This window comes from Rhizobacter sp. P2_D12, from assembly GCF_056404395.1.
Genome location: NZ_JBFUEB010000061.1, coordinates 12,366 through 27,564, shown reverse-complemented (window position 1 = coordinate 27,564; position 15,199 = coordinate 12,366). Strand labels below are relative to the sequence as shown.

Genomic DNA, 15,199 nt, shown 5'->3' with positions numbered 1-15,199 from the left:
CTCAGCTGTAGATCTCGCCGCCGTGGGCGCGGAACTCCTGCGCCTTGTCGGCCAGCGCCTGGCGGATCTCGATCACCGGCTTGGCGCTCTCGCGCTTGGCGAAGTCGCGCACCTCCTGGCTGATCTTCATCGAGCAGAACTTGGGCCCGCACATCGAGCAGAAGTGCGCGACCTTCGCGTTCTCCTTCGGCAGCGTCTCGTCGTGGTAGGCCATCGCGGTGTCGGGATCGATCGCGAGGCGGAACTGGTCTTCCCAGCGGAATTCGAAGCGCGCCTTCGAGACCGCGTTGTCCCACATCTGCGCGCCCGGGTAGCCCTTGGCCAGGTCGGCCGCGTGCGCGGCGATCTTGTAGGCGATCAGCCCCTGCTTCACGTCGTCGCGGTTCGGCAGGCCCAGGTGTTCCTTCGGCGTCACGTAGCACAGCATCGCGGTGCCGTACCAGCCGATGTTGGCCGCGCCCATCGCCGACGCGATGTGGTCGTAGCCGGGCGAGATGTCGGTGAGCAGCGGGCCCAGCGTGTAGAACGGCGCCTCGGCGCAGGCCTCGAGCTGCTTGTCGACGTTCTCCTGCACCAGCTGCAGCGGCACGTGGCCGGGGCCTTCGATCATCACCTGCACGTCGTGCTTCCAGGCCACCTGCGTCAGCTCGCCCAGCGTGTGCAGCTCGGCGAACTGGGCCTCGTCGTTGGCGTCGGCGATGGAGCCGGGGCGCAGCCCGTCGCCGAGCGAGAAGCACACGTCGTACGCCTTCATGATCTCGCAGATCTCGTCGAAGCGTTCGTACAGGAAGCTCTCGCGGTGGTGCGCCAGGCACCACTTGGCCATGATCGAGCCGCCGCGCGAGACGATGCCGGTGAGCCGGTTGGCCGTCAGCGGCACGTGGGCCAGCCGCACGCCGGCGTGGATGGTGAAGTAGTCGACCCCCTGCTCGGCCTGCTCGACCAGCGTGTCGCGGAACAATTCCCAGGTCAGCTCCTCGGCCTTGCCGTGCACCTTCTCCAGCGCCTGGTAGATCGGCACCGTGCCGATGGGCACCGGCGAGTTGCGCAGGATCCACTCGCGCGTCTCGTGGATGTTCTCGCCGGTCGACAGGTCCATCACCGTGTCGGCGCCCCAGCGGATGGCCCACACCAGCTTGTCGACCTCTTCCTCGATGCCGGAGGTGACGGCGGAGTTGCCGATGTTGGCGTTGACCTTCACGAGGAAGTTGCGGCCGATCACCATCGGCTCGCTCTCGGGGTGGTTCAGGTTGCAGGGGATCACCGCGCGGCCGCGGGCCACCTCGGCGCGCACGAACTCGGGCGTGATCTCGGGCGTGATGGCCGCGCCGAAATGCCGGCCGCGCTGCGGCAGCCGCTCGGTCGCGAGGCGCTCGCGCAGCTGCGCCTGCACCAGGTTCTCGCGCAGCGCGATGAACTCCATCTCGGGCGTCACGATGCCGCGGCGCGCGTAGTGCATCTGCGAGACGTTGCCGCCGCTGCGGGCGCGGCGCGGCAGCGGTGCGCCCTGCATGCGCAGCGCGGCGAGCGCCGGGTCGTCGAGGCGCTGGCGGCCGTAGGCGCTGCTGATCTGCGGCAGGGCTTCGCTGTCGCCGCGGTCGGCGATCCAGGCGCGGCGCAGCGGTGGCAGGCCGCGCGTGATGTCGATGGGCGCCTGCGGGTCGGTGTAGGGGCCGGACGGGTCGTACACGCGCAGCGGCGGGTTCGGCTCGCGCAGCGCTTCGCCTTGCGGCTGCTGCACCAGCGTGTCGGAGAGCGCGATCTCGCGGAACGGCACGCGCAGGTCGGTGCGGCTGCCTTCGAGGTAGATCTTGCGCGAGCCGGGGAACGGCGTGCGGGTGATGCGGCGGGACAGCTCGTCGGTGTCGACGGAGGAAGCGTTCTTGGCCATGCGATCTCCAGAGAGGTGGGTGCCTGCCTGGGACCGCGCCCTGCATGAGCAGATGCGCCGTGGCCGAGTGCTGTTTCCTACGCGGGGATGACCCCAATCAGGTTCAACGGGTTAGGCGGCGAGCGCCCTCTCAGCCTCGGATTCACATCCTCGGCACCCCGACAAGCGAGCGGATTCTAGAACACACTAACGCCTTCGCCGCAAATCAATTCATGTAGTCCCATGACGTTGCCCGCCACGCCCACGCCACGCTTCGACATCTTCTACAAATACGACGCCCTGACCCGATTGCTGTTCGACTACGCCGACGCCCACCCCGGGCTGGTGCAGGTGCAATCGATCGGCAAGAGCCACGAGGGCCGCGACATCTGGGTCGCGGCGGTCACCAACACCGCCACCGGCCCCGACACCGACAAGCCCGCGTTCTGGGCCGACGGCAACATCCACGCGGCCGAGCTGACGGCCAGCACCACCTGCCTGTACTACCTGCACCACCTGGTGACGCAGTACGGCGCCAGCAGCGACGAGGGCCGGCAGGTGACGCAGCTGCTCGACACGCGCGCCATCTACATCTGCCCGCGCATCAATCCCGACGGGGCCGAGCTGGCGCTGGCCGAGCGGCCGCGCCACATCCGTTCGTCGACGCGCAGCTACCCGTACGACGAGGAGCCCGTCGAGGGCCTGACGATGGAAGACATCGACGGCGACGGCCGCATGCTGACGATGCGCATCCCGGATCCGCACGGCACCTACCGCAAGAGCACGCAGGACCCGCGCCTGATGGTGCCGCGCGAGCCGGGCGAGTTCGGCGGCGAGTACTACCGGCTGATGCCCGAGGGCCTGCTGAAGAACTACGACGGCCTCACCGTCAACGTGAACCGCGACCCGGAAGGGCTGGACCTGAACCGCAACTTCCCGGCCTTCTGGCGCCAGGAGTTCGAGCAGGTCGGCGCCGGTCCGTATCCGGCCAGCGAGCCCGAGGTGCGGGCGATGATCGAGTTCATCCTGAAGCACCCGAACATCGGCGCGGCGATCAGCTACCACACGCACAGCGGCGTGATCCTGCGGCCGATGGGCACGCAGAGCGACGACGACATGATCCCCGAGGACCTGTGGTCGTACAAGCGCTTCAGCGCGATGGGCGAGAAGCTGACCGGCTACCCGGCCATCAGCATCTGGCACGACTTCAAGTACCACCCGAAGGAAGTGATCACCGGCACGCAGGACTGGGTCTACGAGCACCTGGGTGCGCTGTTCTGGGTGGTGGAGCTGTGGTCGCCGAACAAGGAGGCCGGCATCGAGGGCTACAAGTGGATCGACTGGTTCCGCGACCACCCCGAATCGGACGACCTGAAGCTGCTGAAGTGGAGCGACGAGCAGTGCGGCGGCCAGGCCCACGTCGACTGGAAGCCCTTCCACCACCCGCAGCTGGGGCCGGTGGAGATCGGCGGCTGGGACAAGATGAACTTCTGGCGCAACCCGCCGCCGAACCTGCGCGAGCGCGAGGCGGCGCGTTTCCCGGCGTGGATGAACCAGATCGCGCTGAGCCTGCCGAAGCTGGAGCTGCTGCGCACCGAGGTGCGCGCGCTCGGGCCCGACACCTGGCGCGTGCGGCTGGCGGTGTGCAACAGCGGGTACCTGCCGGCCTACGTGAGCAAGCGGGCGCTGGCGCGCAAGACGGTACGCGGCACGATGTTCGAGATCCACCTGCCGCCGGGCGATGCGGCGGTGTCGCTGGTCAGCGGCAAGGAGCGCATGGAAGGGCCGCAGCTCGAAGGCCACGGCCCGAAGAGCACGCTGCAGGCCTTCCTGCCGACGCGCGAGGTCACGGCCGACCGCGCGGTGGCCGAGTGGGTCGTGCGCGCACCGAAGGGCACGCGGCTGGCACTCAGCGCGCGTGCGGACCGTGCGGGGGCGGTGAAGACCGAGGTGGTGCTGGACTAGACGTGAGGCCTAGAAGTGATATTCGGCCTTCAGCGACGGCGCCGACACCTTGGTGCCCGCCAGTGACGGCTGGTTGCCGAACTTGTTCTTGATGTACTGGTAGCCCAGGCCCGCATAGAAGGTCTTGGGCGTGCCGGCCGCCGAGCCGACGTCCCACAGCAGGCCCATCTCGGTCCAGGTCTCGGCCGCGGTGTCGCCGCCGAAGCCGTCCTTGCCCTTCTCGCCGGTCCAGGTGCCCCAGCCCTTGAAGACCGCCGGCAGGCCGGCATTGAAGTCGAAGCTCCACACCGCGGCCAGGCGCGGCGCCGCGTCGAAGTTGACGTGCGTGCCGGCCAGGCTGTTGTTGTTGTTCTCCTTGTAGTACAGCAGGCCCAGCGTCAGCAGCCCCGGCACGTCGAACTCCACCTTCGGCCCGGCGATGTACTTCGTGAGGCCGGCGCCGAACGCATCGTTCTTCGAGTTGAAGTCGAAGCCGAACTGGAAGCCGACGTCGCGGATCGGGCCGAACTTCATCGGCTTGCCGCTCACCTTGCCGAAGCTCACCGTGTTGCTGTAGGTGACGTACACCTCGTGCGCGCCGCGGTCGCTGTTGTTGGCGTTGTTGTTCTCCTCGGACGCCAGCATGTCCACGGCGAAGAAGTTGACGCCGTACTTGTAGCCGCCGACGTACTGCAGCGTCGCGACCTGCTTCTTGACGTCGGCATCGCTGCCCGGCTCCTTGAACTTGGTGCCATAGGTGTAGCCGATGAAGGCGTCGCTCCATTCGGCGGCACCGGCGCCCGCGGCACAGGCGGACAGCACGGCACAGGTGGCGAGCTTCGAGACGATTCGAATGCGCATGGGGGATCCTTGGGGTTGGTTTTGGGAATGCGGCGGAACAGGCCGGCACCCCCTCGACTCACGCCCAGGCTTGGCGCATGCGTCCGCATCGGGTACCGACTTGTATGCAAGTCAGCAAACCCCATGCCACGCGAATGGATTCAATTCAATTCGTCGCTGGATGCGGCGCGGGGCAGGATCGGCGCCTCGCTCATCGCCTGCCGCCAGACCTTCTTCGGCAGGAAGGTGCGCAGCTGCTCGATGGCCTTGTCCACGAGCAGCGGGTGCAGCTCGTGACCGATGCCGGGCAGCACGTCGGCGGTGACGTCGCCGCCCAGCGCCACCAGGCGCTCGGCCGAGTCGATGGCCGGGCCGCAGGGGACGACACGGTCGGTCATGCCGTGAAACAGATGCACCGTGGTGTCTTCGGGCACGTGTTCAGGCGCCGTGGCGTGGCGGCCCGAGAAGGCCAGCACGCGGCCGGCCAGTGCCGGTTCGGCCTGCACCGCCTCGAGCGACATGATGGCGCCCTGCGAGAAGCCCACCAGCGCGGTGCACGGCCACGACACGTTCAGCTGCTGCTGCACGCCGCGCACCATCGCGATGAAGCGCGGCAGCGCCTGTGCGACGCGCTGCGGGCGGTTGTCTTCGGTGATGCCCTGGATCGAGAACCACTGCCAGCCGCTGCCGCCGCCGGGCACGCCGTCGAACGGATCCGGCGCGTCCAGGCAGACGACGGCGGCCTGCGGATACTCGGCGACCAGGCGTTGCGCGAGCGGTGCCATGTTCGACGCGTCGGCGCCGACGCCGTGGAACAGCAGGAACAGCAGTTCGGGGGCGCCTTCGGCGGGCAGGTGGGCCAGGGCGGTGGCGGGCATGGGCGCTCCTTCTAGAACCGCACGCGCAGCCCGGCCGCCACGCTGGTGCCGTTGTCGGCGTTCGTGAGCCGGTCGTTCATCACGATCGCATAGGCATCGGTCAGCTTCGACAGCGCATGGTCGTAGCCCAGCGTCAACGTGCGGTTCTTGACCTCGCCGGGGTTGAAGTCGGCATTCGCCTGGCCGTACTGCGCGACCACCTTGCCGAGCGCACCCACCGGCACCGAGGCGCCCAGGCCATAAATGGTCGTCTTGGTGTCCAGCGTCGCCAGCGTCTTCACGCGGGTGGCCTGCGCGTAGAGCTTCACGGCGCTGAAGTCGTACGAACCGCCCAGCTGCCAGGTGTCCTGACGCTCGAAGCCGGCGGGCAGGCCGACGGCGCCATTCTTCACCTGCTGGTACGCGATGGTCGCCCCCCAGGTCGGCGTGACGAGCATCCAGTGGCCGCCGACGTTGCGGCCGGTCGCGCCCGCCGCGCCCTCGCCCAGGTTGCCGATCAGGCTCACGTTGTAGCCCTCGGGGTTCGAGGTGTTGTACAGCAGCGAGTTGTTCCAGCCGGTGTCACCGTAGAACGCGAGGCCGGTGCTGGGCGCGAAGACCTGGCGGATGCTGGGCGAGAAGCCGAACGAATCGCCGAGCGCGTTGAAGGCCAGCGTCGAGACGAACAGCGGCGTCGTGTTGCGCCCCAGCGTGCTGGTGCCGAAATCGCCCTGGAAGCCTACATAGGCGTTGCGCCCCCAGAACGCATCGCCGCCGGCGCGGCCGGCACTGCCGGTGTCGGCGCGCAGGTAGTGCTCGAGCGCGAACTTCACCTTCAGCGAGCCACCCAGGTCTTCGGTGCCCTTGAAACCGAGGAAGCTGGTGGTCATCTTGCCGCTCTCGGCGCGCAGCGTGCGCTGCGTGCCGGCATCCTGGAAGCGGCCGGCGGACATGTCGACCAGCCCGTACAGCGTGATCGAGGACGCCGACTGCGCCAGGGCGGCACCGGACAGCGAGGCGGCGACCGCGGCAGCGGCCAGACAGGACAGGCGACGATTCATCGGCAAAAACTCCGGCGGGACAGGTGACAAGCCCGTCAGGATAAACCCGGACGCGTGTGCGGCCGGTCACACCCCGTTTCGTTGACGCCACATCGGCGGCGGCCGCCCCGGCACAGAATGAGGCCCGAACCCGGAGCCACTGCCCCATGGAACTGACCGTCAACGGCCGATCCCTGCCCCTGCCCGCCGACGCGGTCGAGCCCGGCATGCCGCTGCTGTGGGTGCTGCGCGACGTGCTCAACCTCACCGGCACCAAGTTCGGCTGCGGCGTCGCCGCCTGCGGCGCCTGCACGGTGCACGTCGACGGCCAGGCCGTGCGGTCGTGCGTGACGCCGCTGTCGGCCGCCGAAGGCAAGCCGGTGCGCACCATCGAGGCGCTGGGCACGCCCGGCGCGCCGCATCCGCTGCAGCGCGCGTGGATCGCGCACCAGGTGCCGCAATGCGGCTATTGCCAGAGCGGCATGCTGATGGCCGCCGCCGACCTGCTGGGCAGGAACCGCAACCCGAGCGACGCCGACATCGACGCGGCCATCACCAACCTGTGCCGTTGCGGCACCTACCCGCGCATCCGCGAGGCCATCAAGAGCGCCGCGGCGATGCTGCGCGGCGACAAGCCGGCCGCCGAGGCGCGCGCGTGAGCGGTGCACCCATGAAACGCCGCAGCCTGCTGCTGAGTGCCCTGGGCGCGGGCGGCGCGCTGCTGGTCGGCTGGAGCGCATTGCCGGCGCGCAGCCGGCTCGGCAGCCCCAACCCGCTGCCGGCCAGCGACGGCACGGTGACGCTGAACGGCTGGATCCGCATCGAGCCCGATGGCCAGGTGCTGCTGGCGATGAACCGCAGCGAGATGGGCCAGGGCATCCACACCGCGCTCGCGATGCTGGTGGCCGACGAGCTCGACACCCCGCTCGCGCGCGTGAAGCTGGTGCAGGCGGCGCCGCAATCGATCTACGGCAACGTCGCGATGTTCGTCGGCGCGCTGCCCTTCCACCCGGTCGACAGCGAGCCCGGCCGCGAGACCGCCACCGTCAAGGCCGGCCAGTGGATGGTCGGCAAGTTCGCGCGCGAGCTGGGCCTCAGCGTCACCGGCGGCTCGTCCAGCGTCGCCGACGCCTGGGACGTGCTGCGGCTGGCCGCCGCCACCGCGCGCGCGCAACTGCTGGGCGCGGCCTCGCTGCAATGGAAGCTGCCGCGCGAGGAACTGCAGGTGCGCAACGGCGTGATCAGCCACGTCTCCGGGCCGCACGCGCACTTCGGCGAACTCGCCAGGCTGGCCGCGGCGACGCCGGTCGGCGACGTGAAGACCAAGGACCCGAAGGACTGGAAGCTGATCGGCACGCCGGCGCCGCGCACCGACCTGGCGGCCAAGGTCGACGGCACGGCGCGCTTCGGCCTCGACACGCGCCAGCCCGGCCAGCTGTATGCGGTGATCCGCCACTGCCCGATGCTGGGCGGCAGCCCGCAGCGCGTGAACGTCGAGCCGGCGATGAAGCTGCCCGGCGTGCAGCGCGTGGTGCGCCTCGGCCCGTATGCCGGATCGACCGCGGCGGTGGCCGTGGTCGGGCGCAGCACCTGGCATGCGCGGCGCGGCGCGCAGGCACTGGAGATCGACTGGGCGCCGCCGCCGGCCGGCGCGGCCGACACGCGGCGCATCGACGAAGCGCTGGAGCGTGCCGCGCGCGCCGCCGCGCAAACGGACGGCGGCTTCGCGTTCCACACCCGCGGCGACGTGAAGCAGGCGCAGGCCGGCGCGGCGCGGCGCCTCGAGGCCCTGTACCGCGCGCCCTACCTGGCGCATGCGGCGATGGAGCCGATCAACTGCACCGCGCGCGTGCACGACGGCCGGGTCGAGCTGTGGGTGCCGACGCAGGTGCCGGACATGGCGCGCGCCATCGCGGCGCGTGTCGCCGGGGTCGAGCCCGACGCGGTGACGCTGCACGTCAGCTACCTGGGCGGCGGCTTCGGGCGCCGGCTCGACGTCGATTTCGTCGCGCAGGCGGTGCGCATTGCGCTCGAGTGCAGCGGCCTGCCGGTGCAATTGGTGTGGCCGCGAGAAGAAGACACGACGCACGATTTCTACCGCCCGGCGGGGGTTGCGCTGATGCAGGCCAGCCTGGACGCGAAAGGCATGGTCAGCGGGCTCGCGATCACCGCGGCCGGCGACGCGATCACGCCGCGCTGGATCGAGCGCGTGCTGCCGGCGCTGGCCGGGCCGGTCGACACGCCGGACAAGAGTGCGGCCGAGGGCCTGTACGACCTGCCGTACGCGATCGCGAACCAGCGCATCGCGCAAGTCGCGACGCACAGCGGCGTGCCGGTGGGCTACTGGCGCTCGGTCGGGCATTCGCACCATGCGTTCTTCAGCGAGTGCTTCATCGACGAGCTGGCCGAGGCGGCGAAGCAGGACCCGGTGCAGTTCCGCCTCGGGCTGCTGGGCGAGATGCCGCGCCATGCGGCGGTGCTGAAGCTTGCCGCCGCCAAGGCCGGCTGGGGGCAGCCGTTGCCGGTGGGGCAGGCGCGCGGCATCGCGTTGCACGAGAGCTTCGGCAGCATCGTCGCGCAGGTGGTGGAGGTGTCGCTGCCGGACGGCAAGCCGCGCCTGCACCGCGTGGTGTGCGCGGCCGACATCGGCACGGTGGTCAACCCCGGCATCGTCGCGCAGCAGATGGAGAGCGCGGTGGTGTTCGGGCTGTCGGCGGCGCTGTACGGGCGCATCGACATCGAGGGCGGCGTGGTGAAGCAGGCCAACTTCCCGGACTACCCGGTGCTGAAGCTGGCGGATTGCCCGCGCATCGAGACGCACCTGGTGCCCAGCACGCGCGCGCCGGGCGGCATGGGCGAGCCCGGCACGCCGCCGGTGGCGCCGGCGCTGGCGAATGCGTTGTACGTGCTGACCGGGAAACGCCAGCGGGCGCTGCCGCTCACGTAGCCCGGATGCCAATCCGGGATGTGTCGGACAAACCCCGGATTGGCATCCGGGCTACGCGCGCTTCTCGGTCTGCGCAACCGCGCGCAACAGTGCCTGCCGCAGGCGGTGCGCATCGATCGGCTTGGTCAGGAACTCGTTCATCCCCGCCGCCAGCGCCTGCTCGCGCTCCGACACCAGCGCCGCCGCGGTCAGCGCGATGATCGGCAGCTCGTCCGCCGGGTAGCGTTCGCGCAGCTGCCGCGCCGCCTCGTGGCCGCTCAGGCGCGGCATCTGCACGTCCATCAGCACCACGTCGAACAGGCGCCCGGCGTCGACCGAGCGCTGCACCGCGGCCAGCGCCTCCACGCCGTCCACCGCCTGCACCACGTCGACGCCCCACTGCTCCAGCATCGCGACACCGATCATCATGTTGACCGGGTTGTCCTCCACCATCAGCACGTGCGCGCCGGCCAGCGAGGCGGTGTCCAGCGATTCGGCATCGGTGCCGACCTCGCGCGCATGCGTCACCGGCAGCGGCAGCTCGGCCCAGAACCGGCTGCCCCGGCCCGGCTCGCTCTCGACGCCGACACGCCCGCCCATCAGCGTCGCCAGCTCCTTGCAGATCGACAGCCCGAGGCCGGTGCCGCCGTAGCGCCGCGTCGTCGAGCTGTCGGCCTGCGTGAAGGGCTGGAACAGCCGCTGCTGCGTTTGCGCGGCGATGCCCGGGCCGGTGTCGGTCACCGCCAGCCGCACCAGCCCGCCGCCACCCGGCGCGGCTTCCAGCGTCACGTGCCCACGGTCGGTGAACTTGATGGCGTTGGTCAGGTAGTTGCTCAGGATCTGCCGCACCCGCACCGGGTCGCCCAGCACCGTGCCCGGCACCTCGTCGGCCATCGCCAGCCGCAGCGTCAGCCCGCGCGCCTGCGCCAGCGACTGGTAGGCGCGCTGCACCGCCACCAGCAGCCCGCGCAGGTCGAAGGCCACCGTCTCGACGCTGAACTTGCCGGCCTCGATCTTCGACAGGTCGAGGATGTCCGAGATGATGCTGGCGAGGCTTTGCGCGCTCTCCTGGATCTGCGCCAGGTACTGGTCGCGCCGCAGCGCATCCAGCCCCGGCCGCATCGCGAGCCGCGCCAGCCCCAGCAGCCCGTTCAGCGGCGTGCGGATCTCATGGCTGGTGTTGGCCAGGAAGGTGCTCTTGGCCTGGTTGGCCGCCTCGGCCACGTCGCGCGCATGCGCGAGCGCCTGCTCGAAGGCGCGCCGCTCGGTCACGTCCTCGGCGATCCAGATCGTGCCGCCCTGGCTCGGGTGGCTCGGGTCGACCGCCTGCGCCAGCAGGCGGCACAGGAAGCTGCTGCCATCGCCGCGCCGCATCACGCGCTCGATCTCCACCGGCTGGCCCTGCGCCAGCAGCGGCCCGACCAGCCGGCCCATCTCGGCATAGTCGGCCTCGTCGCGCCACACCACCTGCCCCGGCTGGCCGATCAGCGCGCCGGCCGGCCAGCCGAACATCGCCTCGAAGCACGGGTTGGTCTGCATGAAGCGGCGCTCGCGCGTGAGCGCGATGCCGATCGACGCGTTGTGCAGGATGGCCTCGTGCTGCAGGCGCACGCGCTCGGTCTCGGTGACGTCGCGGCCGTTCAGCACCAGGTACTCGCGGCCGTCCATGCGGAAGCGCGCCGCCGACAGCAGCAGCGACACCGGTTCGCCGGTGCGCCGCACGAAGGTGGCCGGCAGGTCGGTGATGAGGTCGCCCTTCGCGAGGCCGTCGACCAGCGCGTCGCGGTCGGCCTGCCGGTTCCAGATGCCGATCTCGCCGGCGGTGCGGCCGATCACCTCGTCGCTGCGCCAGCCGGTGATGTGGGTGAAGCTCTCGTTGACCATCACGTAGCGGCCGGTCTCGGCCTCGGTGAGGGTGATGCAGTCGGGGCTGGTGGCGACCAGGTGCGACAGCATCGCCTCCGAGCGGCGCAGCCCCCGCTCGGCCTGCACGCGCGCGGTGATGTCGTGGTACATCGACAGCGTGGCCGGGCCGTCCGGCGCGTCGACGCGCATGCCGGACGCCTCCGCGACCAGCGCCCTGCCGTCCAGCGAGACCAGCTCGAACTCGGCGACGCCCAGCCCCTCGCCGACCGGCAGCGCCTCGAGCGCCGCGACGCGCTGGCCCACCACGTCCTGCGACGGGCCGGGCGGGTAGAGGCGGCGCAGGTCGAAGCCCTTGATCGCCGACGCCGACGCGAAGCCGAACAGCCGCGCCGCCGCATCGTTGCCATCGATCACGATGCCGTTGCGGTGCAGCACCAGGGCCGTCGGCGAGCGGTGGAACAGCTCGCGGTAGCGGCGCTCGCTCTCGACGGTGGCACGGCGCGCCTCGACCTCGGCGGTGATGTCGCGGCCCATGCCCCAGTAGCCGAGGAAGCGCCCCTGCGCGTCGAAGCGCGGCCGGCCGCTGACGACGCTGTGGCGCATCTCGCCGTCCAGCCCGGGCCGCGTCGCGAGCAGGTTGCTGAACGGCAGGTGGGCTTCGAGGTCGGCGCGGTGGCGTGCGAGCGTTTCGTCGTCCAGCCCGATCTGCGGCATCTCCCACGGGCGGCGGCCCATGCGTTCGCGCGCATCGATGCCGGAGTACTGGTTGAGCTTGTCGGCGATGTGCGTGAAGCGCAGGTCGGCGTCGAGCTCCCAGTACCAGTCGGCAGCGATCAGCAGCAGGTTGCGAAAACGCTCCTCGCGTTCGCTGGCCTCGGCCAGCGCGCGCCGCACCACGCCGGCGATCAGCAGCCCGGCGGCGGCACCCGACGCGAAGATCAGCCAGTGCGTGACGACGCGCATCGGCAGCGGGAACACCGTCAGCGAGGCCGGGCCGGGCAGCCAGCGCGAGCCGTCGGCCGCCGCCAGCGCGGCGACGGCCGCTCCCATCGCGACCGCCAGCAGCGCGCCCGAGGCAGGACTCGCGAGCACCGTCACGACGCAGATCAGCAGGCCCAGGTAGCCCAGGTTCAGCGCATGCACGCCCTGGCCGGCCCCGACGGCGGTGACCAGCACGGCGATCGACGCGATCCAGCCCATCACCTGCACCAGCCGCGGCAATGCGACGCGCGGCAGGGCCCACATGCCGGCCGCGAAGCTGGCGGCCAGCACCAGGCAGTCGGCCACCAGCAGCGCGCGCATGCCGGGGCGCAATTGCAGCGCGGAGGACAGGTAGATCAGCGCGCCGGCCAGCGAGACGCCCACGCCGGTACCGAAGAACAGGCGGGCCACCAGCCGGTCCAGCGGTTCGCGCGGCAAGAGGGGCAGGGGAGAGGCGAGGGGCACGGCGCTTGGGCCGCTCAGCGGGTGCGGCTTCGCAAGTGTGTCACCGCTGCGCCCGCGCGGGGCAGGCAGGTTTTCCCGATTCCGGCGCGGCGGCTTGCGCGAGCGTGCAGGAGTGCACGCTCGCCAGCCGCGTCATGCCGCGGACTTGTGCGCGTTCAATTCCTGCCGCGTCGCCTGCGCCGCGCGGCGCGCGGCCGATGCGAAATCGTCGCCGCTCGAGGCATACAGCACCGCGCGCGACGAGTTGACGACGATGGGCGCATCGGCCCGCCAGCCGGCGCGCACCGTGGCCGCCGCGTCGCCGCCTTGCGCGCCGACGCCCGGGATCAGCAGCGGCAGCGTCGGCGCCAGTTCGCGCACGCGGGCGATCTCGCCGGGGAAGGTCGCGCCGACCACCAGGCCGAGCTGACCGCTGCGGTTCCAGTCGGTCTGCGCGAGGCGCGCGATGTGCTCGTAGACCAGCGCGCCGTTGGCCAGCGGCTGGGCCTGCAGATCGGAGCCGCCGGGGTTGGAGGTGCGGCACAGCAGGATCAGGCCCTTGTCGCCGTAGCGCAACCAGGGCTCGATCGAGTCGAAGCCCATGAAGGGCGACAGCGTCACCGCATCGGCCTGGTAGCGCTCGAAGGCCTCGCGCGCGTACTGCTCGGCGGTGGAACCGATGTCGCCACGCTTGGCGTCCAGGATCACCGGCACCTCGGGCGCGACGCGCCTGATGTGCGCCATCAGGCGTTCCAGCTGGTCTTCGGCGCGGTTGCCGGCGAAGTAGGCGACCTGCGGCTTGAAGGCGATCACCAGGTCTTTCGTCGCATCGACGATGGCGGCGCAGAAGTCGAAGATGCGGCTGGCGTCGCCCTTCCAGCTGCCGGGGAACTTCGCCGGGTCGGGGTCGAGGCCGACGCACAGCAGCGAATCGTTGCGGCGCTCGGCGCGGCGCAGTTGGTCGGTGAATTTCATGCGCCGCCGATCCGCTTCGCCAGCTCGGCGCCGATCCCGGTGTAGCTGCCCGGCGTCATCGCCAGCAGCCGGGCCTTCTCGGCCTCGGGGATCTCGAGCGTGCCGATGAAGCTGCGGATCGCCTCGCGCGTGATCGTCTTGCCGCGCGTCAGCTCCTTCAGCCGCTCGTACGGGTTGGCGAGCTTGTAGCGCCGCATCACCGTCTGGATCGGCTCGGCCAGCACTTCCCAGGCGTGGTCCAGGTCGGCGGCGAGTGCTTCGCGGTTGACCTCCAGCTTGCCCAGCCCGCGCAGCAGGCTGTCGTAGCCCAGCACCGCGTAGCCCAGCGCCACGCCCATGTTGCGCAGCACCGTGCTGTCGGTCAGGTCGCGCTGCCAGCGGCTGATCGGCAGCTTCTGGCTCAGGTGGGTCAGCAGCGCGTTCGCCAGGCCGAAATTGCCCTCGGCGTTCTCGAAGTCGATCGGGTTGACCTTGTGCGGCATCGTGCTCGAGCCGATCTCGCCTTCCTTGGTGCGCTGCTTGAAGTAGCCCAGGCTGATGTAGCCCCAGACGTCGCGCGACCAGTCGATCAGGATGGTGTTGGTGCGCGTCACCGCATCGAACAGCTCGGCCATGTAGTCGTGCGGCTCGATCTGGATCGTGTACGCGTTGAAGCTCAGCCCCAGCGCCTCCTCGACCACCTTCTTCGAGAACGCCTCCCAGTCGAGCTCGGGGTAGGCCGACAGGTGCGCGTTGTAGTTGCCGACCGCGCCGTTCATCTTGGCCAGCAGCTTGACGCCGGCGATGCGCTCGCGCGCGCCGTTCAGCCGCGCGACCACGTTGGCGATCTCCTTGCCCACCGTCGTCGGGCTGGCTGTCTGGCCGTGTGTGCGGCTGAGCATCGGCACCTCGGCCAGCTCGACCGCCAGGCCGCGCAGCACGTCGACGATGCGGTCCAGCGTGGGCAGCAGCACCTCGGTGCGCGCCGCCTTCAGCATCAGGCCGTGGCTGGTGTTGTTGATGTCCTCGCTGGTGCAGGCGAAGTGCACGAACTCGCCGGCCGCCTTCAGCTCGGGGTTGGACTCGAAGCGGCCCTTCAGCCAGTACTCGACCGCCTTGACGTCGTGGTTGGTCGTGCGCTCGATGTCCTTGATGGCCTGCGCATCGGCCTCGCCGAAGCGCGCCACCAGCCCGCGCAGCAGCCCGCGCGAGGCCTCGCTGAGCGGCTTGAACTCGGCCAGGCCGGCGTCCGACAGCGCGATGAACCACTCCACCTCCACCTGCACGCGCCGGTGCATCAGGCCGAACTCGCTGAGCAGCGGTCGCAGGGCCGCGACCTTGGCGGCGTAACGGCCGTCCAGCGGCGAGAGGGCGGAAAGGGCGGAGAGGTTCATGGGGAAGCAGAGCGGGGCGGGAAAGCGCGATTTTAGGCGCCCGGGGAACGGACCGGATTGACGCTGGCGGAACGGCTCTTGCT

Annotated in this window: 10 protein-coding genes and 1 riboswitch; of the genes, 3 read left to right on the top strand and 7 right to left on the bottom strand. The window is 70.5% G+C overall.

What is annotated here, in order from left to right:
- Position 1 precedes the first annotated feature (1 nt).
- Entirely contained in the window at positions 2-1,891 is a 1,890-nt protein-coding gene (thiC, locus tag AC1DYN_RS19875; RefSeq protein WP_477962704.1) for a phosphomethylpyrimidine synthase ThiC, read from the bottom strand.
- A gap of 57 nt (positions 1,892-1,948) precedes the next feature.
- Positions 1,949-2,062: riboswitch (TPP riboswitch) on the bottom strand.
- Positions 2,063-2,113: 51 nt separating this feature from the next.
- Between thiC and AC1DYN_RS19870 the strand changes: the two genes are divergently transcribed.
- Complete coding sequence (locus AC1DYN_RS19870; RefSeq protein ID WP_477962702.1) at positions 2,114-3,835, top strand: M14 family metallopeptidase; 1,722 nt, start codon at positions 2,114-2,116, stop codon at positions 3,833-3,835.
- Between the two features lie 9 nt (positions 3,836-3,844).
- Here the strand turns inward: AC1DYN_RS19870 and AC1DYN_RS19865 are convergent, their stop codons facing one another.
- The 3 genes from AC1DYN_RS19865 to AC1DYN_RS19855 form a co-directional block, all read right to left on the bottom strand.
- Positions 3,845-4,675 (bottom strand): outer envelope protein, encoded by an 831-nt coding sequence (locus AC1DYN_RS19865; RefSeq protein ID WP_477962700.1) that lies wholly within the window; start codon positions 4,673-4,675, stop codon positions 3,845-3,847.
- A gap of 140 nt (positions 4,676-4,815) precedes the next feature.
- Positions 4,816-5,532: an esterase gene (gene ypfH, locus AC1DYN_RS19860; RefSeq protein ID WP_477962698.1), complete on the bottom strand. Its 717-nt coding sequence runs from the start codon at positions 5,530-5,532 to the stop codon at positions 4,816-4,818.
- Positions 5,533-5,543: 11 nt separating this feature from the next.
- On the bottom strand, positions 5,544-6,572 hold the full coding sequence (locus AC1DYN_RS19855; RefSeq protein WP_477962695.1) for a porin: 1,029 nt from the start codon (positions 6,570-6,572) through the stop codon (positions 5,544-5,546).
- 146 nt (positions 6,573-6,718) lie between these two features.
- Between AC1DYN_RS19855 and AC1DYN_RS19850 the strand changes: the two genes are divergently transcribed.
- Positions 6,719-7,210: a (2Fe-2S)-binding protein gene (locus tag AC1DYN_RS19850; RefSeq protein WP_477962693.1), complete on the top strand. Its 492-nt coding sequence runs from the start codon at positions 6,719-6,721 to the stop codon at positions 7,208-7,210.
- A gap of 11 nt (positions 7,211-7,221) precedes the next feature.
- The gene (locus AC1DYN_RS19845) at positions 7,222-9,498 is read left to right on the top strand and encodes a xanthine dehydrogenase family protein molybdopterin-binding subunit (protein WP_477962691.1); all 2,277 of its coding nucleotides are present in this window, start codon (positions 7,222-7,224) and stop codon (positions 9,496-9,498) included.
- Between the two features lie 51 nt (positions 9,499-9,549).
- Here AC1DYN_RS19845 and AC1DYN_RS19840 read toward each other — a convergent pair whose 3' ends face one another.
- From AC1DYN_RS19840 to purB, 3 genes are all read right to left on the bottom strand, one after another.
- Positions 9,550-12,789, bottom strand: coding sequence for a PAS domain-containing hybrid sensor histidine kinase/response regulator (locus AC1DYN_RS19840; protein ID WP_477962690.1), 3,240 nt, complete (start codon positions 12,787-12,789; stop codon positions 9,550-9,552).
- Between the two features lie 132 nt (positions 12,790-12,921).
- On the bottom strand, positions 12,922-13,743 hold the full coding sequence (pyrF, locus tag AC1DYN_RS19835) for an orotidine-5'-phosphate decarboxylase (RefSeq protein WP_477962688.1): 822 nt from the start codon (positions 13,741-13,743) through the stop codon (positions 12,922-12,924).
- The gene (gene purB / locus AC1DYN_RS19830; RefSeq protein WP_477962686.1) at positions 13,740-15,116 is read right to left on the bottom strand and encodes an adenylosuccinate lyase; all 1,377 of its coding nucleotides are present in this window, start codon (positions 15,114-15,116) and stop codon (positions 13,740-13,742) included. Before purB ends, pyrF begins: the two co-directional genes overlap by 4 nt.
- Positions 15,117-15,199 lie beyond the last annotated feature (83 nt).